The organism is Bradyrhizobium sp. LLZ17 (assembly GCF_041200145.1).
In the GTDB taxonomy this organism is placed as follows: domain Bacteria; phylum Pseudomonadota; class Alphaproteobacteria; order Rhizobiales; family Xanthobacteraceae; genus Bradyrhizobium.
The window spans coordinates 4,187,392-4,210,731 of sequence record NZ_CP165734.1 but is presented as its reverse complement, the minus strand read 5'-3'; the positions used below and the strand labels follow the sequence as shown (position 1 = coordinate 4,210,731).

Below are 23,340 nucleotides of genomic sequence, written 5' to 3'. Positions count from 1 at the left end.
GTCGTCCCGGCGAAGGCCGGGACCCATACCGCGTGATCTGTCAATGGGGCACTCTGGTCGTCGTTCTTCGCCAAAGGCAATTCGGTGGCTATGGGTCCCGGCTTTCGCCGGGACGACATTGGTGTTTGTGGCGCGCGCGTTCTGACCACAGCGCTCTCCATCACGGCACCGCAAAGCGCAGCGTCTTGCCACCGCTCGACATGTCCACCGCGCCGAATCCGGTCGCCGCGAAGCCGCGCGCCGCGCAATCGGTCTGCTCGTTGGTCTCGAACTTGGTCTCGCGCGTGCAGAGCTGCCTGTCGCCGCCCCAGTTCAGCGGCTTGTCTTTCAGCTTGATGCTGCGGTTGTCGGCGTCGATGGCTTCGGCGAAGCTGAAGATCTGCTTCGGCTGTCCGGTCACATCCGGATGCAGGCATTTGCCGGGGTCGATGCGATACCAGCCGCGGCTCGTCACGGACTTGCCGTCGTCGGTGGCGACCGCGGCCATCACCTTGTGCGGCGTGTCGTTGCACCAGGTCAGGCCGCTCGGCGAGGGTGTCTGCACGGCGTCGACCATGGTCTTGAAGAAATTCGGCGAGGACACGATGTCGGACGGCAGCCCGCGGCTCTTCAGGAAGGCGGCAAGGGCCGCTTGCGTCTTCGGCCCGTCGACGCCGTCGATCGGCGCGGCATCATAGCCGGCGATGACGAGCAGCCGCTGGATGCCGGCGAGCCGCGCCTGCTCGTCGTCATATTCGGAATCCTCGGCGAGATAAGCCACGAGATTGCCGTCATCGCCTTGCGTCGGCGTCACTTGCGTGAAGGCGGCCTGGGTCTGGCCGCTGCGGCACTGCCGCGCGGCGGCGATGACGAAATTGTCCGGCGCGACGCACAGCATATCGTTGCCGTTCTGCGGGATCGGCGAGGCGCCATAGACCCCGAGCGCGCGGGCGTTGAGCAGGATGCGGTCGGCGGACAGCGTGCCCTGCGCCACAACGCGGCAGGTGGCGGGATCGATCCTGAACCAGCCGCGCGTCGCGGTCGCGGCCTTGTCGTCGATGCCGATCGCGGCTTCGACGACATAGGACATGCGGTTGCAGATCTTGAGATCGGCAAAGGCCGGCGCGGAGGAGAACACGAACGAGACGGCCGCGGCGGGCAGCGTCATCAGGAAGCGCGCGAGGGGAGAGCGGCGAGGCCGCCTTGCTCTCTCTCCGTCATGCCCGGGCTTGACGACAATCTTTGACCGCGCGCTCATCACTTGTGGATCAGCGTTCCCGTGCCCTGGTTGGTGAAGAGCTCGAGCAGCACAGCGTGCTGCATCTTGCCGTCGATGATGACCACGCCCTGCACGCCCTGCTCGAGCGCGTAGATGCAGGTCTCGACCTTCGGGATCATGCCGCCGGAGATGGTGCCGTCGGCGATCAGCTTCCGTGCGTCCTTCACTGAAAGCTGCGGGATCAGCTTCTTCGACTTGTCGAGCACGCCCGGCACGTCGGTGAGCAGCAGCAGGCGCTTTGCCTTCAGCGCCCCGGCGACCGCGCCGGCAAAGGTGTCGCCGTTGATGTTCAGCGTCTGGCCGTCACGCGAAGTCGCGAGCGGCGCCAACACCGGGATCAGCTCATAGCCGATCAGCTGGTTGAGCAGCGTGAGATCGACCTTTTCGGGGTCGCCGACGAAGCCGAGATCTACCACCTTTTCGATCTGCGAGTCCGGGTCCACCATGGTCCGCGTCGTCTTGGTTGCGGTCACCATGTTGCCGTCCTTGCCGCAGAGGCCCACCGCCTTGCCGCCGGCGCCGTTGATGTAGCTGACGATCTGCTTGTTGACCGATCCGGCCAGCACCATCTCGACGATCTCGATGGTCGCCGCGTCCGTGATGCGCAGGCCTGCGGCGAATTCCGAGACGATGCCGAGGCGCTTGAGCATGGTCGCGATCTGCGGTCCGCCGCCATGCACCACGACGGGGTTGATCGCGGTCTGCTCGAGCAGCACGATGTCGCGGGCGAAATTCCTCGCGGTCTCCTCGTCGCCCATGGCATGGCCGCCATATTTGATGACGATGGTTTCTTCGTCATACTGCTGCATGTGCGGCAGCGCTTCGGACAGGATGCGGGCCTGGTCGAGCGGGGAAATTTCGGTCATGAGGCGGATCTCGCTGGCGGGACAAACGCGGCCTGCGTTCTATCCGATTGGCGGACGACGCGCAAAGTGAGAGTCTTTACCCTCTCCCCTTGTGGGAGAGGGTGGATCGCCGCGACAGCGGCGAGACGGGTGAGGGGTTTCTATCCGCTGAGGCAGACCCCTCATCCGGCTACGCGCGCCACCTTCTCCCACAAGGGGAGAAGGAAGAAAGGGACACTACTTCCGCCGCACCACCGCCGCCAGCGTCACCGCCAGCCAGCTCGCGATCATCACCGTTCCGCCCGTCGGTGCGGCGTAGGGAAACAGCGAGTGCCCGGCATATTGCCGCACGGTGAGGTCGCCCGCGAACAGCGCGGCGCCGATCACGAAGCCAAATGCCGCTACAAGGCCAATTCCGCCGTGCAGAAGTCCGCGTTCGATCAGCGCGACCGCCGCGAGAATGGCAGTCGCATGAAACAGCAGCATGGCGCTCGCGGAGGCAAGCCGGCCTGCGTCGGCGCCATGTGCGGAAGCGGCCGCCAGCACGACGCCGGTCGCGCCCATCAGGCCGGCGAGCGCGATCAGCGGGCGCAACGCCGCCATCAAGAGCTCCGCTCTTCCAGCAGCTTCGCCATCGCGGCGCGCAGCTCGGGCATTCCGGCCCCGGAGCGCGAGGAGGTCGTCAGCACATCCGGAAACGCGGCGGCATGCTTGGCGAGCACCACCCCGGTCTCGGCAATCCGCTCGGCGAGCTCGGAGGCCTTCACCTGGTCGGCCTTGGTCAGCACGATCTGATAGCTGACGGCCGAGCGGTCGAGCGTGCCCAGGATTTCGAGATCGACGTCCTTCAGCCCGTGGCGTGCATCGATCAGCAGGTAGACGCGTGCGAGTGACGCGCGGCCCAGCAGGAATTTGTGGATCAGGTCGGTCCAGGACGCGACCTGGGTCTTGGGCGCCTTGGCATAGCCGTAGCCGGGCATGTCGACCAGGCGCAAATCTGTCTTGCCCGGGACCTCGAAGAAGATCAGCTCCTGGGTGCGGCCCGGTGTGTGCGAGGTGCGCGCGAGCGCGTTGCGGCCGGTGAGCGCGTTGATCAGGCTCGACTTGCCGACATTGGAGCGGCCGGCAAAGGCGATCTCGAGCCCCGCCATCGGCGGCAGCGTCGCAATCGAGGGCGAGGCCCAGATGAACTGCCAGTCGCGGGTGAACAGCTTTCGCCCGGCCTCGATCAGCTTCGCATCGGTTTCGTCATTCACGCGAAGACTTTCAATTGTCTGCCTCGTCATTGCGAGCGAAGCGAAGCAATCCAGAAATGCACCCGGGAAGGGACTCTGGATTGCTTCGTCGCTTGGCTCCTCGCAATGACGATCGCTACGTCGCCTTCCTCGCGAACGTTGCCTTGAGATTGTCGAACAGCTCCACCTTCACGCCGTTGCGGCGCATGATGAAGCTCTGCTGGAGCACCGACAGCGTGTTGTTCCAGGCCCAGTAGATCACGAGGCCCGCCGGGAAGCCTGCCAGCATGAAGGTGAAGATCAGCGGCATCCAGTTGAAGATCAGCTGCTGGGTCGGATCCGGCGGCGTCGGGTTCAGCTTCATCTGGAACCACATCGTGATGCCCATGATGATGGGCCAGATGCCGAGCGCCAGATAATGGCCGAACAGCGGGAGTTGGGTCGGATCGTAGTGCAGCAGCCCGAACAGGGTGAACAGGTTGGTCGGATCGGGCGCGGAGAGGTCCTTGATCCAGCCGAAGAACGGTGCGTGCCGCATCTCGATGGTGACGAACAGCACCTTGTAGAGCGAGAAGAACACCGGGATCTGGATCACCACGGGAAGACAGCCGGCGACCGGATTGATCTTCTCCTTGCGGTAGATCTCCATCATCTCCTGCTGCTGCTTCACCTTGTCGTCGGGATAGCGCTCCTTCAGCACCGCAAGCTGCGGCTGGATCGATTTCATCTTCGCCATCGAGGCGTAGGACTTGTTCGCCAGCGGGAAGAACAAGAGCTTCACGATCACGGTCACGAGCAGGATCGAGATGCCGAAATTGCCGAAGAAGCGGTAGAAGAAGTCGAGACCGAGGAACATCGGCTTCGTGATGAAGTAGAACCAGCCCCAGTCGATCAAGAGATCGAAATGGTTGAGCCCGAGCTCCTTGTTGTAACCGCCGAGGCCTGCGAACGGGAACACGCCGACCACGCCGGCTTCCTTGGCGCCGGCGAACAGCCGTGCGTTCGCGGTCGCGGTGCCGCCGATCGCGACGGTGACGGGATCGAGCAGATAGTCGGTCTGGTAGGTGTGCACATTGCCGGTGAGGTTCGACGAGAACCGCGCCTCGAGCTGCGCATTGGTGTCGGGCAACAGCGCCGAGGCCCAGTACTTGTCGGTGATGCCGAGCCAGCCATTGATGGCCTTGAAGTTGACCTGCTTGGCTTCGTCGATCTTCTTGTAGGCGTATTCCTGCAAGCCGTGGTCGCCGAGATAGCCGATCAGGCCTTCATGCAGGATGTAATAGCCGGAGACATGCGGCGTGCCGTGGCGCGAGATCAGCGCGAACGGAAACAGCTTGACCGGCGTATTGCCGACATTGCTCACTTCGTCCTTGACGGTGAAGAGATAGTGGTCGTCGACCGAGATGGTGCGGCGGAACGTGAGGCCCTCGCCATTATCGTATTTCAGCACGACCGGCGTCGACGGCGTCAGGCTGCCGCTGCCGTCCTGCTGCCACGTGGTCTGGGCATCCGGCAGCTTGGCCGTCACGCCGGTTGCCGCCACCCAGCCGAACTCGGCGTAATAGGGCTCCGCGGTGCCAGAGGGCGAATAGAGGATGATCGCCGGCGACTTCGGGTCGACCGTTTCGCGGAATTGCACCAGCGCAAGGTCGTCGATGCGGCCGCCCTTCAGGGCAATGCTGCCGGCGAGGCGGGGTGTGTCGATCTTCACGCGCGGGCTGGCTGCAATCGCGCTGTCGCGGCTGACGACCGGCTGCACCTGCTGGTTCGCGCCCGGCGTCGTCGCGGGCGCCGGCGACGTGCCGGACTGCGGCGTGGCGCCTGGCGTCGCGGACGCGGTCGGCTGCGGCGTGGTCTTCTGGAGCTCGGCCTGCGTCTGCTGCTGGGCGCGCTGCTTCTCCATCGCCGGCACGTTATAGAAATACTGCCAGGCGATCAGCACCAGGCCCGATAGAATGACGGCGAGGATGGTATTGCGATTGTCGGTCATCACTATTGTCTCGTCATCAATCGGGTTTGCGGCTGGCTGCGGCGGAGCCGGGAGCTGGCTTTGAACCGCGCCCCTTGTGCGTATGCCGCGCGGGCCTTGTGAACGCTATGCGCAGATCGTCGAGCATGGTCGCGAAGTCGCGCGACAGCGCGTCCCTGCGTCCGACCAGCACATAATCATGATGGGGCTGCATCGACACCGGATCGAGCCGCTTCACGAGTTCGCGAAGCCGGCGCCGGATGCGATTGCGCTCGGGGGCGTTGCCGTTCTTTTTGGTAACGGTGAAGCCGATCCGGATCGGGCCGCTGTCGTCGCCGCCAAGGCTTTGGCGGTCAAGGCTTCGGCGGTCAAGGCTTTGCAGGACGAACGCGGGACTATTCACCCGCGCGCCATTGGCAACGGCGAGGAAATCCGCCCGCTGCCTCAGCCGATCCATGATGAAATCCCAAAAAGGGGTCTGGCTCAGGCGCTCAGACGCTTGCGGCCGCGCGCGCGTCGGGCGGCGAGAACCTTGCGGCCGCCGGCAGTGGCGAGACGGGCACGGAATCCGTGACGGCGCTTGCGCACCAGTTTGCTGGGTTGATAAGTCCGCTTCACGGGTTTTTCTCCGCTGACCGGGCAATTTGCCTGTAGAATTGATGGTAAAGTCCGGAAGATGCGGCCCAAAATGGGCCATTTCCGGCCCCAAGAGAGCCGCTCCCGACATCACGCCGGGTCATCGCGGACAATTTGGCCGGCTTATAAGGGAGCGTCCTGCCTTCGTCAACGCCGCAGGACCGCGCAGGCCGGATGAATATCACTGTTTCGGCGGGGTTTTAACCCTTGAGGTAGCGGCTCGCCGGATCAGCGCTTACATCCGACCTCGGCAGATGAGCGATCTGTAATTTGACCGGCTCCCGGGCGGGTCGCATCCTCCAGATCCAAGGCCAGCAGGGGCGGATCTCGTGGCGACAGACCTCCAGCCGACCCAAGATTTCGATCGGGTCATGGATCAGCCGGACCCGCCGGTAACACGGTCGCGCGGAACGACGGGACTCGGTCTGTCCGGCAAGCTGCTGTTGCTGACCGTCCCCCTGGTGATGATCGCGGCGAGCCTGCTCTATGTCCCCGCCATCGCCAACTTCTGGGTCAACCGGCTCAACGACCGCGTCGCGGCGGCGAACACCGCGGCACTGGTGCTCGATGCGGCGCCGCTCGGCATGGTCCCCGATCGCTGTCACGCGAGATCCTCAAAAGCATCAACGCGCGCGCCGTCGCGATCAAGATGGGACAGCAGCGCCGGTTGCTCGCCAGCGACAATTTGCCGGCCACGATCGAGCATGACATCGACCTGCGCGACATCACCGCGTGGGAGGCGATCACCGGCTCGTTCCAGATGATGCTGGAGACCGGCAACCAGCCGATCCGCATCGTCGGCCCCGGCGTCGGCAACGCCCAGTTCATCGAAATCGTCACCGACGAACTGCCGCTGCGGCAATCGATGTATCGCTTCTCCCGCAACGTCGTGGTGGTCGCGCTGATCATCGCGGTGCTGACCGCGGGCCTCGTCTACCTCGCGCTGCATTACCTGTTCGTGCGGCCGATGCGGCGGATGACCGCGAGCCTGGTCGGATTCCACGAAAATCCCGAGAGTTCGGCGCGGATCATCGTGCCGAGCCAGCGCAGCGACGAGATCGGGGTCGCTGAGCGCGAATTGTCGGACATGCAGCGCGATTTGATGTCGATGCTGCATCAGAAGAGCCGGCTCGCCGCCCTCGGCCTCGCCGTCTCCAAGATCAATCACGATCTGCGCAACCTGCTCGCTTCGGCGCAATTGTTGTCGGACCAGCTGGCCAGCGTGCCCGATCCGCGGGTGCAGCGTTTTGCGCCAAAGCTCGTGCGCTCGCTCGAGCGCGCCATCGCCTTCTGCCAGTCGACGCTGTCCTACGGCCGCGCCCAGGAGGCCGCGCCCGACCGCCGCATGATGCTGATCGAGCCCGTCGTGATGGAGGTGCGCGAGACCGCGGGCCTCGCCTCCGACGCCTCGATCGCCTGGGTCGCCGCCATCGAGCGCGGGCTCGCCGTCGACGCCGATCCCGACCAGCTGTTCCGGGTGCTGCTCAACCTCGTCCGCAACGCCGCCCAGGCGCTGGAAAGCCATGCCTCCGGCGACGGCGGCCCGCAGCAGATCAGGATCACGGGCAAGCGCGAGGGCGCCGTGGCCATCCTCGAGGTCTCCGACACCGGCCCCGGCGTTCCTCAGAAGACCCGGGAGCACCTGTTCGAGGCGTTCCAGACCTCCGGCCGCCCCGGCGGCAGCGGCCTTGGCTTGGCCATCGCCGCCGAGCTGGTCCGCGCCCATGGCGGCGACATCCACCTGGTTGAAGGCACCATCGGCGCCACCTTCCGGATCGTCATCCCCGATCGCCCGGTGGAGCTGCTCTCGATCCGCAACGAGCGGGCGCGGGCGTAGTCGGCCATCGGCCGAGTTGCCCGTCATTCCGGGGCGGCGCTGTGCGCCGAACCCGAATCCAGAGGTTTCGGCGCGAGATTCCGGGTTCTCGCTTCGCGAGCTCCGGAATGACGGGGATAGACTGTCCATGTCCCGGCAAAATCTCTCCCACCCGGACCTTGCCAATCGCGGCAAGAGCGGTTAGTCAGGGCGCTCTTTCGCACCCCTTCGGCGCCGTCCGGAGGCTGCGTGCGGGCCATGCCCGCCAACGCTGTTCGCGAAACACGCGCCCGTAGCTCAGCTGGATAGAGCATCAGACTACGAATCTGAGGGTCGGACGTTCGGATCGTTCCGGGCGCGCCATTTGCGATTTTGCACGATATTGCCGGTTGACGCGCAAGCGCCGCATCAAGCCGCCGACAGCCGCGCGTGGAACTTGCTGCCCACTCTTCGGCCAATCGCCGTGACATAGAGCGTGCGAGCAATTCCGGCGCGGCCTCTCACATCGTGACCGGCACTTCGACCAAGCCCAGATAACGCGCCATCGGACGGAAATCGCTGTCATTGAGTAGCAGGGGCGCGCTGTTCTCGATGCACCAGGTGCCGATTAGCAGGTCGATTGTCTTGCTTTGCGGCGGCGGGCGAGATTGCTGCGCCAGCGGTGTTTGCCGAAGGCTGCACCGGCCTCATGCTGCCCTCGCAGCTTGATCATCAAACGGAGCGCCTCTTTCACCGTTTGCTTTTTGGTTGCGTGCCCGGAGGCCTTCCGGGCTTCTGCCATCAGCGTATTGTCGATCTCGATATTGGTGCGCATGGCCATGTCGCTGTGCCGATGCAGGTCAAAATCGCCCGCGTGCTTTGATCCATGAGAGGCGCACGCTCAAAAAACGACAGGTCGTGCCCGATGCGTGACCTGCCTCGGTTCATGCTCAGCAAACTAACATATGTTAGTTTGCTGGTGCTAAATACCGGTGCCCACCTCAGCATTTCCGTTTAACGCGCGGAATACCAACGCCATTTACGCGATGTTTCCAGAGTCTCTCCTAGCCTGCTTGGCGGGCGGAGCGGCACATGGAACTCAGCAAAATATGGAACTTGTTCTCGGTCGGGCGTCTTACGACCCCGGTCGATCGCGCGCTGCTGGTGGAACAATTCAAGGTTCTCCGAAAGCAGGTTCCTGTCCTCTACGCAGTGCTGTTGCTCGACAGCTTCAGTGTGGCCTGGGTCCTGCCGAGGGAGTGTTCACCCTGGCTGAGGTTCGCGCTGCCGGCAGTTCTTGTTGCGGTCTGCATGGTGCGAATGGTGCAATGGCTGCGCATGCGCGCATGCGAGGTTACTCCCGAAGAAGCCTTCAGCAATCTCTCTCGAATGCGGATTTTTGCCGCCGTTCTCACCTCGGGATTCGTCTGCTGGATATTGGCGCTGATGGAGACCGTGGAGCCGGCGCTGCGCGCGCCTTTGGCGTTGCTGGTGTTCATGGGCTGCATCGGCACGTCGTATTGTCTTGGCAGCTTCCCGGCTGCCTCGCGGCTGTCGATGTTGATCGCGGGCGTGCCGATCTCGGCGCGGCTGCTGTTTTCGGGTGAGCCCCTGCAGCTCTGCTTGGGGCTGAATCTGGCGCTGCTCCTGGTCTTGCTGGCGCGAATGCTCAACATCAATTTTCGCAATCTTGAAGGGCTGATCGAGGAGCAGGCTAACTCGGCCGAAGAAGGCAGGCGTGCGCGAGCCGCGGAAAAGAGTGCAATCGAGGAGAAGTCGAAGGCCGACGAATTTGCGGACCGGTTCACCACCGCGTTGAACAACATGTCCCAGGGTCTTTGCTTTTTCGACGGGCAGCAGCGCCTCATCGTCTGCAACCGGCAATATCTCGAGATCTATGCTCTCAGTCCGGAAAGCGTGACGCCCGGCATGCGCCTGCAAGAGATCGTTCAGCTGCGATACGGTATCGGCACTGCACCGAAAATGTCCGAGGAGGCGTATCTGAGCTGGCGCACGAGCGACAATGTGATCAATCGAAACTCGGATACGACTGTCGAGCTTGCCAATGGACGGATCGTTCGCATCCGTCATCGACCCATGGAGGATAACGGTTGGGTCGCCACCCACGAAGACGTCACGGAGCGATATCGGACTGAAGAGGCGCTCGCTGCTGCGAAGGCGGCCGCAGAGCGGGCCGAAGCCGCCGCGCGAGCGGCGCACGCGCATCTGAAGGAAGCGCTCGACGTCGTTCCGGAAGGACTTGCGGTCTTCGACAAGGAAGATCGACTGGTCCTGTGGAACCGCCAGTACACCGACTTCTACTCGGCCAGCAACCACGCACTCACGGAAGGTGTCCGGTTCGAGGAGATGCTGCGAGCGGGGCTGCGGCGCGGGCAATACGCGGACGCGCTGGGCAGAGAGGACGAGTGGCTCAGCGAACGGCTCGCCTGGCACAACCTGCCGCAGTCCTCGCATGAGCAGCGGCTTCCGGGAGACAGGTGGCTGCGCGTCGAGGAAAGACGAACGGCGGATGGCGGCAGTATCGGCGTGCGCATCGATATTACCGAGCTCAAGCGGCGCGAAGCATCCTTCAGGCTGCTTTTCGAAGAGAACCCGATCCCGATGTGGGTGGCGGAGGCCGGTTCGCAGCGCTTTCTCGCCGCGAACGCCGCGATGTGCAGCCATTACGGATACAAGCAGGACGAGTTGCTCGCGATGACCGAGCCGGGTCTGAATAGCGGCGAGGCGGGGCGCTGCGATGGTGAGCAGGACGTTGCGGCTCACAAGACCCGCGGCGGCGACGAACTGGAAGTGGTCGTCGAACGTCGTTCTCTGATGTACGAAGGCAAGCTTGCGCAGGTCGTAGCCGCGTTCGATGTGACCGAGCGCAACCGAAGCCAACGCAGGATCGGTCATCTGGCATCCCATGACGCCCTGACCGAACTGCCGAACCGGACCGCGCTCGACGGAGCCCTGACTGCCGCGATGAACCGGGCGCGCGATAGCGCTAGCAGCGTGGGCGTCCTGTGTATCGACCTCGATCGCTTCAAGGACATCAATGATCTGTTCGGGCATTCGGTCGGAGACGCTGTCCTGCGCGAGACGGCCCGGCGGCTGAAGCACGCTGCCGAAGGAGCCTATGTTGCCCGCGTCGGGGGCGACGAGTTCATGGCCATTACGGAACAACTTCCGCTGCCGGGCGCTGCCGAGCTCCTGGCCAAAAGGATGCGTGAGGCGTTTGCCGTTCCGATCGAAACCAACGGTCATTGTCTGGAGCTCGACCTCTGCGTTGGCATTGCGGTGTTTCCGCGGGATGGAGAGGATGCGGTCTCGCTGCTCGCCAATGCTGATGCGGCACTCTACCGTGCCAAGCATGACGGCCGGGGCGCCGTCCGCCTGTTCACAAGTGCGATGGATCAGCAGCTGCGCCAACGTCGTGCCGTCGAGCACGATCTGCGCTCGGCCGTGGAGAACGGCGAGCTGTTCGTCGAGTACCAGCCCCAGGTGGATCATGTCCGCGGCATCGTGGGCCACGAAGCGCTGGTGCGCTGGCAGCATCCTGTCCGAGGCGTCATTGCACCGGGCGAGTTCATTCCGGTTGCGGAAGAGAGCGGGCTGATCGCCAAGATCGACGAATGGGTTCTCAAGGAAGCCTGTCGCGCAGCGGCTTCATGGACCACGCCGCTGAGGATCGCGGTCAACATCTCTGCGGCTCAATTTCGCCGGGAGAATCTTGAAAGGCAGGTGAAATCGGCCTTGAGAGAGAGTGGACTTGCGCCGGCCCGACTGGAACTGGAAATCACAGAGGGCGTACTGATCGAGGACGTCGGCCGCGCCAGAGAAACGCTGAACCGACTCAAATTACTCGGGTCTTGATTGCCCTGGATGATTTTGGGACGGGTTACTCCTCATTGTCATATCTGGACGCGTTTCCGCTCGACCGCATCAAGATCGATCGCAGCTTCGTAGCGACCCTCGGTACCAGCGAAAAGTCGATAGGGATTATTCGCGCGGTGATCGGCCTGACCCACAGCTTCGGGATTCCAGTGCTGGCGGAGGGGGTCGAAACCGAGGAGCAGTTCGCTATGCTGGCGGCAATGAAGTGTGACGAGATGCAAGGTTACCTGATCGGGCGCCCGCAACGTCTGCCGCACCAAGGGGACAGAGACCTCTTCAAGCCGCGAGTCCAAGCGAGCGCCTAACTGCGACTACGCCCTCATGCTTTCGGAGCGACGTTGACGGCGCAGTCAGGGGCTGGGCTGAGGCGTGGGCAACGGCTGTGGCGCGGCCGGGTGCGGAGACGGCGTCGCCGCCGGCTGCTGGGTCGCGGCGACGGCGGGCTGGTCGCCGCCACCGCCGTGCGGGACGCATGTGCCGATGTTGCTCAACAGCCGTTTGGCCTGCAGATCGCGAGCCTTCGAGTAGTCCCGCCGCCGCTCGATGCTGCCGGCGGCCAATCGATCCCAAGCCTCGAATGCGTCCGCATAGTGCTTGCGCATCTGCTCCTCGGCCGCCAGGCATTCAGAGAACTTGTCGAACACCAGGTCGGTATTGACCGGGGTTACGCCGCCCACCAGGACCACGAGCATCCATTTCATGCCTTCGGCCTTCGCGCTCTCTGTGCCGCAACCTCTCTGGTGAAGGACTGAAATCCCGAACTTGGGATTGGTTCCGCGAGCTCCGGAGCGAGGCGCTCGCAATTGCTGCAGGCAGGTGGAACGACCATTCCCGGCCGGCGGTTGGGCTGAACCGCCAAGTGGGAGAGACGCATGGACACGGATATGAAGGAAGCCTCGGCAATGACCGAAGCCTCCGGGCTGACCGACGAGATCGACGCCACTGAGAACAGTTCCGGGCCACGCCGGCGAGCGCAGCAGTCGCCGTCGCAAGATGCGGCAATCCGCTGGGCGGACCAGTTGCGCAAGATGACCGTCAAGGCCCCGCTGCAGTCGCTCTTCGCCGCGTTCCTGTTCGGGATGTGGGTCGCCCGTCGGCGCTGAAGCATTCGGTCCAGCGCCGGTTTGGACGGAAGCCGTGCGCCCGGAACGGAGTTCGCCCGCGCCGCGTTGATCTTCACGATCAACTCAGGACCGGAGAATGCAAATGAAATGGACCATCGCAGTGGCCTTCGCGGCTGCGCTCTCGATCGCCTTTGCGCCCGGCGCCGACGCCAAGGGCTGCATCAAGGGGGCCATCGTCGGTGGTATCGCCGGCCACATGGCCGGACACGGTAAGGTCGGCGCCGCGGCCGGTTGCGCCATCGGCCACCACGAGGCCAACAAGCAGAATCCGAACAATTCGAACGCCCAGGCTCCTGCCCAGCAGAAGTGAGAACGACTTGCTTCCCGGCCGAGTGTCGGGTCTCCTCGCCTTCGCGCTCCCTGTGAGCCGACCCCTTGGGTTAAGCCTCTCGACATCTTCGTCCGGAGCACCTCGGGTCGGCGGCGTCATTGATGTTCGGGCGCACCGCAACACGATCACGCACATGGCAAGCCGGTGCGTGCAGCGCTGTTCTCCGTGACCCAACATTTGTGTTGTTCATCGACTCCGGTGCCTCTAGCATCCCGGCAAATACAGCCCGAGAAGAGCCGCACCGGGAGGGCATGATGCGCTGCAGTCGTATGTTGCTGGCGGTTGCGTGTGCGGTCGCCTGGCTGCCGTTGCTTTTCGCGACGCCAGGCCTGGCGCAGGGTATTCCGCAAGACATTCCGAGGAAGGATCTGCTGATCCTGGAAAACCCCGAAGGGACGGTGAAGAACGCAGGCTGGTTCAACATCTGGACCATCAATGCCGGATCGCAGTCCAACGGACTCCAGCAGGTCGCCCTCGACACGCTCTGGTACATCGATCCCGAGAGCGGCATCGACGGGGTCTGGGATAATTCGCTGGCAGCGGAGAAGCCACACTACAATGCCGACTTCACCGAAATGACAGTCAAGCTCCGCAGCGGCATCTTCTGGAGCGACGGCGTCGAATTCACCGCCGACGATGTCGTCTCGACGGTCACGACACAGATCAACCATCCGGCGATGCGCTTCAGTGCGGTGCTGGCGAGCAACGTTGCGTCGGTGAGCGCTCCCGATGCTCACACCGTGATCTTCAAGCTCAAGAAACCGAATTCACGCTTCCATGCCAACTTCACCGTGCGCTGGGGTGCGGTGTGGATCCTGCCCAAACACGTGTTCGACAAGGTGGCGGATCCGGTCAAGTTCGACTTCAACAAGCCGATCTCGCTCGGCGCCTATGTGCTGCATAGCTACGATCCGGACGGCAAGTGGTACATTTGGCAACTCCGCGACGATTGGCAGCGCACCACGCTTGCGCGGTTTGGCAAACCAGGTCCGAAATATCTCGCCTATGTCGATCCTGGACCGCCCGAAAAGCGGGTGATCGCCCAGCTCAACCACGAGCTCGACGTGATTCACGACATCGCGCCCGAGGGCATGTTTGCCCTCGCCAAGCAGAGCAAGACGACGCGGGCATGGTTCAAGGGCTTTCCCTACGGTCACCCCGATCCGACGCTTCCAGCTGTGATCTTCAACACCCAGAATGAAAACTTCAAGAATCCGGATGTGCGATGGGCGCTGGCGCTGTTGATCGACATCAAGGCGGTGGCGATGGCGGCCTATCGCGGCGCCGCCACCATCTCTGCGATCGGGGTGCCGCCGACCGGAACCCATCCGGCGACCTATCATGGACCGATGGAGGACTGGCTCAAGACATTCGAGATCGATACCGGCAAGCGCAAGATCAGGCCTTATGACCCGACGATCGGCAAACAGATTGCCGACATGTTGCGACCTTCCATGGGCGAGCAGATTCCGTCCGATCCTGCCGAGATCGCCAAGGCGTTCGGCAGGGGCTGGTGGAAAACCGATCCGCGCGCCGCGCAGGAGCTTCTCGAGAAAGCCGGATTCACCAAGCGAGGCGGCGCCTGGATGACGCCGGACGGAAAGCCGTTCAGCGTCCGTGTCATGGTCGAAGGCGATTTGCGCCCGGTGATGACCCGCGCCGGCACGATGATCGTGCAGCTCTGGAAGCAGGCGGGCATCGATGCCAAAATCGATGTCGCACAGGGGACGCTGCCCACGCGGCGGGCCGCGGGCGATTTCGACACGTTCATCGGCTGGAGCGTCGAGACCTGGGGCGGCAACCAGGACCTGTCCTATTTCCTCGACAGCTGGCATTCGGAGTTTGTCGCCGCGCCGGGCAAGCCGCAGCCGCTCCGCAACTGGCAGCGCTGGTCCAATCCCGCGCTCGACAAGATCATCGAGGAGATCCGCACTATCGGATTCGATGATCCAAAATCGATCGAGCTCGGCAAGGAGTACGTCAAGCTCGCCGTGAAGGAGATGCCGACCATTCCGCTGATGGCCTACAACGTGTTCACCGCTATGGATCAGACCTACTGGACCGGATTTCCGACCTCGGAGAATCCCTATACCAACCCCGTGCCGAACTGGGGCAACTCGCGCTACATGTTCGTCAGGCTGAAGCCGGCCAGTTAGGACGCGATCATGCAAACGCGACCGCATCGCCGGGGCTTGCCTGAACGATGTCGTCCGGCGTCCCCGGTGCTTCCATGAGCGGCTACGCCGCCTATGTCGGCCGGCGTGTCGGGCAGTTTCTGTTGGTTGTCTTCATCGGCATCAATGTTGCGTATGTCATCACCCATGCTTCACCCATCGATCCCGTCGAGCAGTCGATTTCGGCGGTGAGCTCCTACGGCAACACCGCGCCGGGGGCAATCGAGCAGATGCGCAACTCGCTGCGCGACCTCTACGGTCTCAGCGGCACGCCTTCCGAGCAGTACCTTCTGTTCTGGAAACGAATCCTTCGCGCGGACTTCGGTCCCTCGATGTCGGCGTTTCCGACACCCGTTGCCACACTGATCGGCCGCGCGCTGCCGTGGACCGTGGGTCTCCTTTCGGTTTCGACCATTGTCGCCTGGGGGCTCGGAAATCTGCTGGGCGGACTTGCGGGCTACTACCGGCAGAACCGAGGTCTGAAGCTGATGGGGGTGATCGCCATGGGCCTCCACCCGATCCCATATTACATCGTGGCGATGCTGCTGCTGATCGTGTTTGGCTTCGTCTGGCCGGTGCTTCCGATCACCGGCGGTTCGACGATGAATCTCCCTCAGACATGGACGCTCGAATTCGTTCTCAGCGTGCTTCAGCACGCGATTCTGCCGGCGCTCTCGCTGATCCTGATCGGTGTGGGGAGCTGGTTCCTGGGCATGCGCGCACTTGTATCCAATGTCCTGGCGGAAGAGTTCGTGCTGTACGCCGAACTTGCCGGCGTGAAGCCCTGGCGCATCCTGACCTTCTACGTGATACGTAACGCCATCGTGCCGCAGGTAACCGGGCTTGCCATGTCGCTCGGTGGAATCTTCAACGGCGCCGTGATCACCGAAAAAGTGTTCGGCTATCCCGGTTTGGGATCGCTCCTGGTCGACGCCGTCTATGCCGGAGATTACGGGCTTGTCCTTGGTGTTACGACGATCTCGATCCTTGGCGTGTCGGTCGGCGTGCTCGTCATCGATCTCATGTATCCGCTGCTCGATCCCAGGGTGAAGATCAGCTGATGGCCGTTCTTCTCCGCAACCTGCTGCGCCACAGCCCTGAATTCCGGATCGGGGCCGTGCTGATCGCCCTCGTTCTGTTGCTCGCCATGCTAGCCAGCATCTCGCCCTATCCGCCGGAGATCGTCTATGTGGTCCCGCCCGATCTGCCGCCGTCAGCGACCTATTGGTTCGGCACCACCTCGCGTGGCCAGGATGTGTTCTGGCAATTGAGCTTCGCCATCCGAAACACGCTGCTGTTCGGATGCACCGTGGCCCTGACCAGCCGGGTGATCGCGCTGACGGTCGGTCTCATCAGCGGCTACAAAGGTGGCTGGATCGATCGCGCCCTGATGTCGGTCAACGACACGTTGATCGTCATTCCACTGTTGCCGATCCTGGTGCTGTTCTATTTCGTGATGCGCGACCAGATCTCCTGGCTGATGCTGGCTCTGATCATGGCCTGTTTCGGCTGGGCCTATGACGCGCGGCTGATCCGTTCGGTGGTGATGAGCCTGAGGGCGCGCGAATTCACCCAGACGTGCCTGTTCTCCGGGATGAGTACGCGACAGATCCTGACCGAGGAGCATCTGCCCTACGTCCTGCCGATCGTGTTCTCTACGACGATGAACAACATGGTATGGTCGATCGGGCTGGAGGTCACGCTCGCCGTGCTCGGCTTCACCGACATCGACACGCCGACCATCGGTGGCATGATCTATTGGGCCAACCAGCACGCCGCAATGGTGGCGGGAGTCTGGTGGTGGATCGCCTTCCCGACGCTGACGGTGGTGATGGCGTTTATCGGGCTGTTCCTGCTCGCGGTGTCGGCGAGCGCCTACATCGACCCACGAAGCCGCCTCTGGACAACCGGAGATGCCTCCTGATGCACGCCAACGTTCAGCAGGCAGAGACCCCCGGAGACGTTCAGCCGATCCTCAGGGTTCGCGACCTGCAGGCCCATTACCGGACCACGCATCTCGGCCTCAGGCGCGGCGTCAGAGCGGTCGACGGAGTGAGCTTCACTGTTCGCCGCGGTGAGATCTTTGGGCTTGCCGGGGAATCCAGTTCCGGAAAGACCACCTTGATCAAGAGCATCGCGGGTGTGATCAGGCCCCCGCTCGAGATCGTGGGCGGCACGGTGGATTTTGCATTTCTCCCCGGCTTTGGCGGACTGCACCGCGCGCCGCCGGCTGAGCTGGCTCGGATCCGCTGGCGGCATTTGTCCTATATCGTGCAAGGATCCATGAGTGTTCTGAACCCGGTCCGCCGTGTCGAATCGGCGTTCCTCGATTTCGCATATCCGCATATCGGCGGTCACCGGAAGCAGTTTGAGCAGCAGGTGATCGCTCATCTGGCGCGCGTGCGGCTCGAGCCTTCGGTGCTGACGGCCTTTCCGCACGAGCTGTCCGGGGGCATGCGTCAACGCGCCACGCTTGCGCTCGCTACGATTTGCCGTCCTGATTTCATCATCGCCGACGAACCCACGACCGCACTGGATGTATTGGTGCAGAAAGAAGTGCTCGGCATGATGCGCGGCATTCAGCGGGAGACCGGCTCGTCGATCCTGCTCGTGACCCATGACATGGGCGTGCATGCGCATGTGACGGACCGCCTCGGCATCATGTATGCCGGGCGTCTTGTCGAAGAAGCCGCAACCGCGGAGATTTTCCGCAATCCATTGCACCCTTACACCAGGCATCTGATTTCCAGCCTTCCGCGCATCGGCGACGACGCGCCGCGCGCGGGGCTTGTCGGCTCCCCGCCGAATCTCGCCGACCCGCCTCCCGGCTGCCGCTTTCATCCCCGCTGCCCACTCGCAACCGAAATTTGCAGGCGCGAGGTCCCGGCCATGCTGGAGGCCGACAACGGACATCGGGTCGCGTGCTTTGCGGTCGAGCGAGGCATTCAGGCATGAACGATTTGCTCCTTGACGTTTGCGAGGTCAGCAAGACCTTCGTCCGGGGAGGGCTATTGTCGCGGCAGACTGTTGCTGCTGTAAACCAGGTCAGCTTCCAGCTTGTCGCCGGACGTCCGGAGATACTGTCGGTCATCGGCGGATCCGGCGGCGGGAAGACGACGCTGGCGCGGATGATCTTGAACATCGAAGCCCCGACCAGCGGAAAGTTGTTGCTCGATGGCATCGACCTCGCTGCCATCACCGGCAGCGCCGCTCGCCTGGCCTTCATGCACAAGGTGCAGCCGATTTTCCAGAATCCGTTTGACTCCTTTAACCCGCTGAAGCGGCTCGACCGTTATCTGTTTGTGACGCGTAGCCGGTTTTCCGGCGCGGCGGGGCAGGGCACAATTGAGGCCGCCGTCGATGCGGCGTTGCACAAGGTCGGGCTGTCGCTCGAGCAGGTGCGCCATCGATACCCGCACGAGCTGTCCGGCGGCCAGCTGCAAAGGGTTGCAATCGCCCGCGCACTGCTGGCCGAACCCAAGCTGCTCGTGGCGGATGAGCCGGTATCCATGATCGATGCGTCGCTGCGCGTGTCCATCGTCAATCTGTTCAGGACGTTGCGGGACGACCTTGGCATCTCGATCATCTATGTCACCCATGATCTCGCCACGGCCTATTATGTTAGCGACCGGATCATGATCATGCAGGAGGGTCGCATCGTCGAAAGCGGCGACGCGAGGACTGTGTTGAACGCGCCGCGGCATTCCTATACCCGCCAATTGCGCGACGCCGTGCTAGTACCTGACGTCGCCGATGCTGCCCGTGGCGCATCTCCCGGCATCTACGATTCCATCAGCCCCGCGGCACCCGAGAGAAGAACATGAGGAAAGCCAGAGTTCTGATCGACCGCGACTTTGCCATTGGTCGCACCGATCCTCGTCTGTTCGGTGCGTTCGTCGAACATTTGGGCCGATGCGTCTATGGCGGCATCTATGAGCCCGGCCATCCGACTGCGGACGAGAAGGGTTTTCGGACCGACGTGCTGGCGTTGGTGAAAGAGCTTGGCCCGACGCTGATCCGATATCCCGGCGGCAATTTCGTGTCGGGATATAATTGGGAGGACGGCGTCGGCCCGTTGGCAGCGAGGCCGGCGCGCCTGGACCTGGCATGGCTCTCCACTGAACCGAACAGTTTCGGCACCAATGAATTCATCGACTGGTGCAGGGCCGCCGCCGTCGAGCCGATGATGGCGGTCAACCTCGGCACCCGCGACGCCGATGCGGCGCGCAACCTGGTCGAATACTGCAACCACCCGGGCGGAACGGCCTGGTCGGAGCTTCGCCGCACGCATGGCTGGGACAAGCCCCACGACATCAAGCTGTGGTGCCTCGGCAATGAGATGGATGGCTCCTGGCAGATGGAAAACAAGAGCGCCGCCGCTTACGGTGCCGTGGCGGCCGAAGCCGCGAAGATGATGCGCTGGGTGGATTCGAGGATCGAGCTTGCGGCGTGCGGTTCGTCAGGGCGCACCATGCCGAGCTATGGCCGGTGGGAAGACACGGTGCTCGATCTCAGCTTCGATCATGTCGATTACATTTCGCTGCATACCTATCTCAACAACTACCGACGGGACACGGCATCGTTTCTGGCGAGCGCCGACCTGATGGACAGATTCATCGACGAGGTCGTGGCGCTAGCCGATGCGGTTGCGGCCAAACGGCGTTCCGACAAGCGCCTGATGTTGAGCTTCGATGAATGGAACGTCTGGTATCGGACCCGGCGCAGCCGTGGCGACAGGGTGAAGGAGGGCTGGCCGGTGGCACCGCCGATCCTCGAGGAAATCTATACGATGGAAGATGCGCTCGCGTTCGGCGGCGCCTGCATTTCACTGCTCAATCATGCCGATCGGGTCAAGGTTGCCTGTCTTGCGCAACTCGTCAACGCAATCGCGCCCATCATGACCGAGACGGGTGGAGGTGCGTGGCGACAGACCATCTTTTTTTCCTTTCGCTCACATGAGCCGCTTCGGCCGCGGCAGCGTCTTGCGTGCGCAGGTGGAGTCGGAGAGCTACGACACGTCCTACTACGATCCCCGCGGTACCCAGGAGCAGACCTTTCCAGTGCCAAACGTGAGCTATCTCAAGATGGCGGCGGTGGCGACAGAAGACGGCGGCCTGTCGCTGTTCCTGCTCAACCGGGATCTGAAGCAGGAGATGGAGGTGAGTGTCGAGGCCAGAAGTTTCGGTCGGCTCATGGTGAGCGAGCGGCTTGAACTGCGGCATGATGACCTCAACGCAATCAATGACAAGGATGCGCCGCACAAGATCAAGCCAGGCCCGCTGCAGAGCGTGACGTTCGAAGACGGACGCTTGCAGGCCACGCTCAAGCCGGCCTCCTGGAATGTGATCCATTTGGCGGCGAACTAGGGATCGCGGCGACTGCGGCAAACGAATGTTGACCGTGATGCATCAACTCGTGCCGTCGCGAATTGTCCGGGAATCAAGCACCTGACGAATTGAACGCGCCAAATCTGCCGGCCGATAGGGCTTGCTGAGCAAGGTGATGTCGGGGTCCAGCCGACCGTCATGCATCATGGCGGCTTCCGGATATCCGGACATGTAGAGCACAGGCACATTCGGGCGCAGCCGGGTGACGATCTCCGCAAGTTCGCGCCCGTTCATCCCGCCGGGCATGACAACGTCGGTAAACAGCAGGTCAAACGCTGTGCCCTGGTTCACCAGAACGAGCGCGTCGGGACCATTGGCCGCGGCAATCGTACGATAGCCAAAGCTCTTGAGCTGCGCCAAGACGTAATTGCGCACCAGCTCGTCGTCCTCGACAACGAGAATGGTCTCGCTGCCACCCAGTAACTGCGTTCTCGTCGCAGTCTCTGAAACCGCTGCGGCCCGCGCAGAGCGCGGCAGATACAGGCTGACCGTGGTTCCCAGTCCTTGCTCGCTGTCGATCCTGATGTGACCGCCGGATTGCTTGATGAAGCCGTAGACCATGCTCAATCCGAGGCCCGTGCCCTTGCCAAGCTCCTTGGTGGTGAAGAAGGGCTCGAATATCTTGTCACGGATAGCCAGCGGAATGCCGCCGCCGGTATCGCTGACGGTGACCAGGACGAAGTCGCCGAGCATTCCGTCCGGGCCGGGATTGTCCGCTTCGAAGGTTACATTCGCGGTCCCGAAGGAGAGCTTGCCTCCGCCCGCCATTGCGTCGCGGGCATTCACCGCCAGGTTGATCAAAGCGGTCGAAAGCTGACTTGGATCGATCAACGCGTGCCAGCCGTCGGCTTGCAGCGTCGAACCGATCTCGACATGCTCGCCGAGCGTCGGGCGCAGCAGCTTGGCGGTCTCGACAATGAGGCTGCTGACGTCAACGTCGCGTGGCTGCAGCGGCTGCTTGCGGGCGAACGCCAGCAATTGCTGGGTGAGATCAGCGCCGCGACTGGCGGCCTTGTCGATCATGTGGCCGATCGCGACGAGGTCGGGCTGATCGGCAAGACCATCGATCAGGATCTGTATGGTCCCCGTGATGACGGTCAGGATGTTGTTGAAATCGTGGGCCACCCCACCGGTGAGCTGGCCGATAGCATCCATCTTTTGCGATTGGCGAAGCTGCTGCTCCAGGCGCAGGCGATGGGTGATATCTCGGCCGATGACGATGATCAGGTCTTGGCCCCCGGTCGACACGTGGGCGGCGGACAGCTCCGCGTCGAGGCCTTTCCCGTCCGGGCCATCCAGACGCAGTTGAAGCAGGCCGGCTGAACCGGGCGCGAGCAGGCCGTCGAAGTCGATCAGCCCCGCGGGATCCAGGACGGACCGGAACGGGATCCGGATGATCTGGTCTCGCGGCTGGCCGAGCATGGTTTCGGCCGTGCGGTTTGCCTCGATCACCAGCCCGTTCTGGTCGAGCACCAGAATCGCGTCGCGCGCCTGCTCCATCAGCAGGCGGTACTTCTCTTCGGCCTGCTTGCGCGCGGTGAGATCGAGCACGAACGAGATGCATTGGTCGGGCGACCCAGTGATCGAGGCCGAGCCGATCAGGACAGGAACGCGGCTGCCGTCCTTCCTGACGAACTCTTTCTCGCGAGGTGCAGTCTGCCCCGAGAGCCGGAGATGTTCGATTCGTTGCGTGTCCTCGTCACGGTATTCGGCGGGAGTCATGTCCCTCCAGCGGATCGCTCCCGAAATCAGCTCCTGCCTGGAGTATCCGGTCATGCCCAGGAAGGCGTCATTGGCGTAGCTGATGTCGCCGCCGCTGCTCCAGAACAATATTCCGATGATGTTGGAGTCGACGAGCCGACGGATGCGAGCCTCGCGTTCCTGGAGATCACGGTAGAGCAGCGTGTTCTCGAGCGAAATCGCGGCCTGAGCTGCCAACAGGTCCAGCACTGCGACACGGTTCGGCGTGAACGCATGCGTGGTCAGGGTGTTCTCGAGATAAAGCAATCCTGTCAGCTTGCCCTGCTTGATCAGCGGCAGGCAGAGGATCGATTTGGGATGCCGGTGATGCAGGTAGTCTCCGCTGTAAAGCGGATCAGGCCGGGTGGCATCGTCGATGATAAGGGGTTTCTGCGAACGAATGACGTAACGCACCAATGTCTCTGGACAGTGCGGCGTGGACAGCGGGCTGTGTCGCATAGCGACGGCAAACTCGCCGCCCTTCGAATGGCCCTCCGCCTCGATCCAGAAGTCATCGTGTCGCGACAGGATCAGCAGGCCGCGATCGGCGCCTGCGTTCTGCAGCGCGATCTTCATCAATGTCTCGATGAGCTTTGGCAACTCGATTTCGCTGGATACCGCCTGAGACGCCTTCACGACCGTGGCGACGTCCATTTGCTGGACGGTCGGTCTGGTGGCGGAACCGCTGTCGTCCGCGACGTGGAGACGAGGATAGAAACGTTCGAGCTGCGTGACCTTGGCCGCCGCTCCCCAGCGGAGAAATCCGGATTGGGCATCGCGCAGATAGGCATAGGCGATCTTCTCGAAGCCGCGCGTGGCATAGAAACGCCCGGCAATTTCGTTGGCGATCGCCTCATTTTGAGGGAAGCCGTTCGTGCGCGCCGAAGCAATCGCCTGGTCATAGAGGCGCATCGCATCGAGCTCGCGACCTTCGATCCGCGCGATCTCC

The 23,340-nt window shown here is 63.0% G+C and carries 17 protein-coding genes, 1 tRNA gene and 3 pseudogenes; 11 read left to right on the top strand and 10 right to left on the bottom strand.

The genetic code is table 11. The annotated features are described in order from the left end of the window. Nucleotides 1-160 precede the first annotated feature (160 nt). From AB8Z38_RS20310 to rpmH, 7 genes are all read right to left on the bottom strand, one after another. Nucleotides 161-1,147 (bottom strand): DUF1036 domain-containing protein, encoded by a 987-nt coding sequence (locus AB8Z38_RS20310; protein ID WP_369719632.1) that lies wholly within the window; start codon nucleotides 1,145-1,147, stop codon nucleotides 161-163. An 89-nt stretch (nucleotides 1,148-1,236) separates the two neighbouring features. Then, nucleotides 1,237-2,124, bottom strand: a complete 888-nt coding sequence (gene argB, locus AB8Z38_RS20305; protein ID WP_369719631.1) for an acetylglutamate kinase — start codon at nucleotides 2,122-2,124, stop codon at nucleotides 1,237-1,239. A gap of 216 nt (nucleotides 2,125-2,340) precedes the next feature. Then, nucleotides 2,341-2,706 (bottom strand): DUF423 domain-containing protein, encoded by a 366-nt coding sequence (locus AB8Z38_RS20300; RefSeq protein WP_369719630.1) that lies wholly within the window; start codon nucleotides 2,704-2,706, stop codon nucleotides 2,341-2,343. Next, entirely contained in the window at nucleotides 2,706-3,359 is a 654-nt protein-coding gene (gene yihA / locus AB8Z38_RS20295; RefSeq protein WP_369719629.1) for a ribosome biogenesis GTP-binding protein YihA/YsxC, read from the bottom strand. The genes AB8Z38_RS20300 and yihA overlap by 1 nt, the downstream gene beginning before the upstream one ends. A 115-nt stretch (nucleotides 3,360-3,474) precedes the next feature. Beyond that, nucleotides 3,475-5,328 (bottom strand): membrane protein insertase YidC, encoded by a 1,854-nt coding sequence (yidC, locus tag AB8Z38_RS20290; RefSeq protein WP_369719628.1) that lies wholly within the window; start codon nucleotides 5,326-5,328, stop codon nucleotides 3,475-3,477. A 16-nt stretch (nucleotides 5,329-5,344) separates the two neighbouring features. Then, complete coding sequence (gene rnpA / locus AB8Z38_RS20285; RefSeq protein ID WP_369719627.1) at nucleotides 5,345-5,764, bottom strand: ribonuclease P protein component; 420 nt, start codon at nucleotides 5,762-5,764, stop codon at nucleotides 5,345-5,347. A gap of 26 nt (nucleotides 5,765-5,790) precedes the next feature. After that, on the bottom strand, nucleotides 5,791-5,925 hold the full coding sequence (rpmH, locus tag AB8Z38_RS20280) for a 50S ribosomal protein L34 (RefSeq protein WP_008542748.1): 135 nt from the start codon (nucleotides 5,923-5,925) through the stop codon (nucleotides 5,791-5,793). 389 nt (nucleotides 5,926-6,314) lie between these two features. Between rpmH and AB8Z38_RS20275 the strand changes: the two are divergent. Beyond that, nucleotides 6,315-7,780: pseudogene (locus tag AB8Z38_RS20275) on the top strand (ATP-binding protein). Between the two features lie 265 nt (nucleotides 7,781-8,045). Beyond that, nucleotides 8,046-8,122 (top strand) — tRNA-Arg (locus AB8Z38_RS20270). Between the two features lie 244 nt (nucleotides 8,123-8,366). Here the strand turns inward: AB8Z38_RS20270 and AB8Z38_RS20265 are convergent. After that, nucleotides 8,367-8,579, bottom strand: coding sequence for a type II toxin-antitoxin system VapB family antitoxin (locus AB8Z38_RS20265; RefSeq protein WP_369719626.1), 213 nt, complete (start codon nucleotides 8,577-8,579; stop codon nucleotides 8,367-8,369). Nucleotides 8,580-8,830: 251 nt separating this feature from the next. On the opposite strand from AB8Z38_RS20265, the pseudogene AB8Z38_RS20260 reads away from it, so the two are divergent. Next, nucleotides 8,831-11,940, top strand: a pseudogene (locus tag AB8Z38_RS20260) (EAL domain-containing protein). Nucleotides 11,941-11,985: 45 nt separating this feature from the next. Here the strand turns inward: AB8Z38_RS20260 and AB8Z38_RS20255 are convergent. After that, nucleotides 11,986-12,336, bottom strand: coding sequence for a hypothetical protein (locus tag AB8Z38_RS20255; protein ID WP_369719625.1), 351 nt, complete (start codon nucleotides 12,334-12,336; stop codon nucleotides 11,986-11,988). A gap of 171 nt (nucleotides 12,337-12,507) precedes the next feature. On the opposite strand from AB8Z38_RS20255, the gene AB8Z38_RS20250 reads away from it, so the two are divergent. The 8 genes and pseudogenes from AB8Z38_RS20250 to AB8Z38_RS20215 all read left to right on the top strand — a co-directional run bounded on the left by AB8Z38_RS20250 (nucleotide 12,508) and on the right by AB8Z38_RS20215 (nucleotide 20,630). Continuing rightward, entirely contained in the window at nucleotides 12,508-12,738 is a 231-nt protein-coding gene (locus AB8Z38_RS20250; RefSeq protein ID WP_369719624.1) for a hypothetical protein, read from the top strand. Between the two features lie 103 nt (nucleotides 12,739-12,841). Further along, nucleotides 12,842-13,069: a hypothetical protein gene (locus AB8Z38_RS20245; protein ID WP_369719623.1), complete on the top strand. Its 228-nt coding sequence runs from the start codon at nucleotides 12,842-12,844 to the stop codon at nucleotides 13,067-13,069. A 275-nt stretch (nucleotides 13,070-13,344) separates the two neighbouring features. Continuing rightward, nucleotides 13,345-15,246 carry an ABC transporter substrate-binding protein gene (locus tag AB8Z38_RS20240; protein WP_369719622.1) on the top strand — a complete coding sequence of 634 codons (1,902 nt, stop codon included), beginning with the start codon at nucleotides 13,345-13,347 and terminating at the stop codon, nucleotides 15,244-15,246. 74 nt (nucleotides 15,247-15,320) lie between these two features. Continuing rightward, nucleotides 15,321-16,325, top strand: coding sequence for an ABC transporter permease (locus AB8Z38_RS20235; protein WP_369719621.1), 1,005 nt, complete (start codon nucleotides 15,321-15,323; stop codon nucleotides 16,323-16,325). Then, complete coding sequence (locus AB8Z38_RS20230) at nucleotides 16,325-17,188, top strand: ABC transporter permease (protein WP_369719620.1); 864 nt, start codon at nucleotides 16,325-16,327, stop codon at nucleotides 17,186-17,188. Before AB8Z38_RS20235 ends, AB8Z38_RS20230 begins: the two co-directional genes overlap by 1 nt. Continuing rightward, nucleotides 17,188-18,219 (top strand): ABC transporter ATP-binding protein, encoded by a 1,032-nt coding sequence (locus AB8Z38_RS20225; protein ID WP_369726552.1) that lies wholly within the window; start codon nucleotides 17,188-17,190, stop codon nucleotides 18,217-18,219. Before AB8Z38_RS20230 ends, AB8Z38_RS20225 begins: the two co-directional genes overlap by 1 nt. A 56-nt stretch (nucleotides 18,220-18,275) precedes the next feature. Beyond that, entirely contained in the window at nucleotides 18,276-19,088 is an 813-nt protein-coding gene (locus AB8Z38_RS20220) for an ABC transporter ATP-binding protein (RefSeq protein ID WP_369719619.1), read from the top strand. Then, nucleotides 19,085-20,630, top strand: a pseudogene (locus AB8Z38_RS20215) (alpha-N-arabinofuranosidase). The gene AB8Z38_RS20220 and the pseudogene AB8Z38_RS20215 overlap by 4 nt, the downstream one beginning before the upstream one ends. Nucleotides 20,631-20,672: 42 nt before the next feature. Here AB8Z38_RS20215 and AB8Z38_RS20210 read toward each other — a convergent pair. After that, nucleotides 20,673-23,303, bottom strand: coding sequence for a PAS domain S-box protein (locus AB8Z38_RS20210; RefSeq protein WP_369719618.1), 2,631 nt, complete (start codon nucleotides 23,301-23,303; stop codon nucleotides 20,673-20,675). Between the last annotated feature and the right edge of the window lie 37 nt (nucleotides 23,304-23,340).

What these genes read in the sequence shown, in the direction of transcription:
- AB8Z38_RS20310 (WP_369719632.1), bottom strand. Translation starts at nt 1,147, where the DNA reads ATGACGCTGCCCGCCGCGGCCGTCTCGTTCGTGTTCTCCTCCGCGCCG.
- argB (WP_369719631.1), bottom strand. Translation starts at nt 2,124, where the DNA reads ATGACCGAAATTTCCCCGCTCGACCAGGCCCGCATCCTGTCCGAAGCG.
- AB8Z38_RS20300 (WP_369719630.1), bottom strand. Translation starts at nt 2,706, where the DNA reads ATGGCGGCGTTGCGCCCGCTGATCGCGCTCGCCGGCCTGATGGGCGCG.
- yidC (WP_369719628.1), bottom strand. Translation starts at nt 5,328, where the DNA reads ATGACCGACAATCGCAATACCATCCTCGCCGTCATTCTATCGGGCCTG.
- rnpA (WP_369719627.1), bottom strand. Translation starts at nt 5,764, where the DNA reads ATGGATCGGCTGAGGCAGCGGGCGGATTTCCTCGCCGTTGCCAATGGC.
- AB8Z38_RS20265 (WP_369719626.1), bottom strand. Translation starts at nt 8,579, where the DNA reads ATGGCCATGCGCACCAATATCGAGATCGACAATACGCTGATGGCAGAA.
- AB8Z38_RS20255 (WP_369719625.1), bottom strand. Translation starts at nt 12,336, where the DNA reads ATGAAATGGATGCTCGTGGTCCTGGTGGGCGGCGTAACCCCGGTCAAT.
- AB8Z38_RS20250 (WP_369719624.1), top strand. Translation starts at nt 12,508, where the DNA reads ATGGACACGGATATGAAGGAAGCCTCGGCAATGACCGAAGCCTCCGGG.
- AB8Z38_RS20245 (WP_369719623.1), top strand. Translation starts at nt 12,842, where the DNA reads ATGAAATGGACCATCGCAGTGGCCTTCGCGGCTGCGCTCTCGATCGCC.
- AB8Z38_RS20240 (WP_369719622.1), top strand. Translation starts at nt 13,345, where the DNA reads ATGCGCTGCAGTCGTATGTTGCTGGCGGTTGCGTGTGCGGTCGCCTGG.
- AB8Z38_RS20235 (WP_369719621.1), top strand. Translation starts at nt 15,321, where the DNA reads ATGAGCGGCTACGCCGCCTATGTCGGCCGGCGTGTCGGGCAGTTTCTG.
- AB8Z38_RS20230 (WP_369719620.1), top strand. Translation starts at nt 16,325, where the DNA reads ATGGCCGTTCTTCTCCGCAACCTGCTGCGCCACAGCCCTGAATTCCGG.
- AB8Z38_RS20225 (WP_369726552.1), top strand. Translation starts at nt 17,188, where the DNA reads ATGCACGCCAACGTTCAGCAGGCAGAGACCCCCGGAGACGTTCAGCCG.
- AB8Z38_RS20210 (WP_369719618.1), bottom strand. Translation starts at nt 23,303, where the DNA reads ATGCGCCTCTATGACCAGGCGATTGCTTCGGCGCGCACGAACGGCTTC.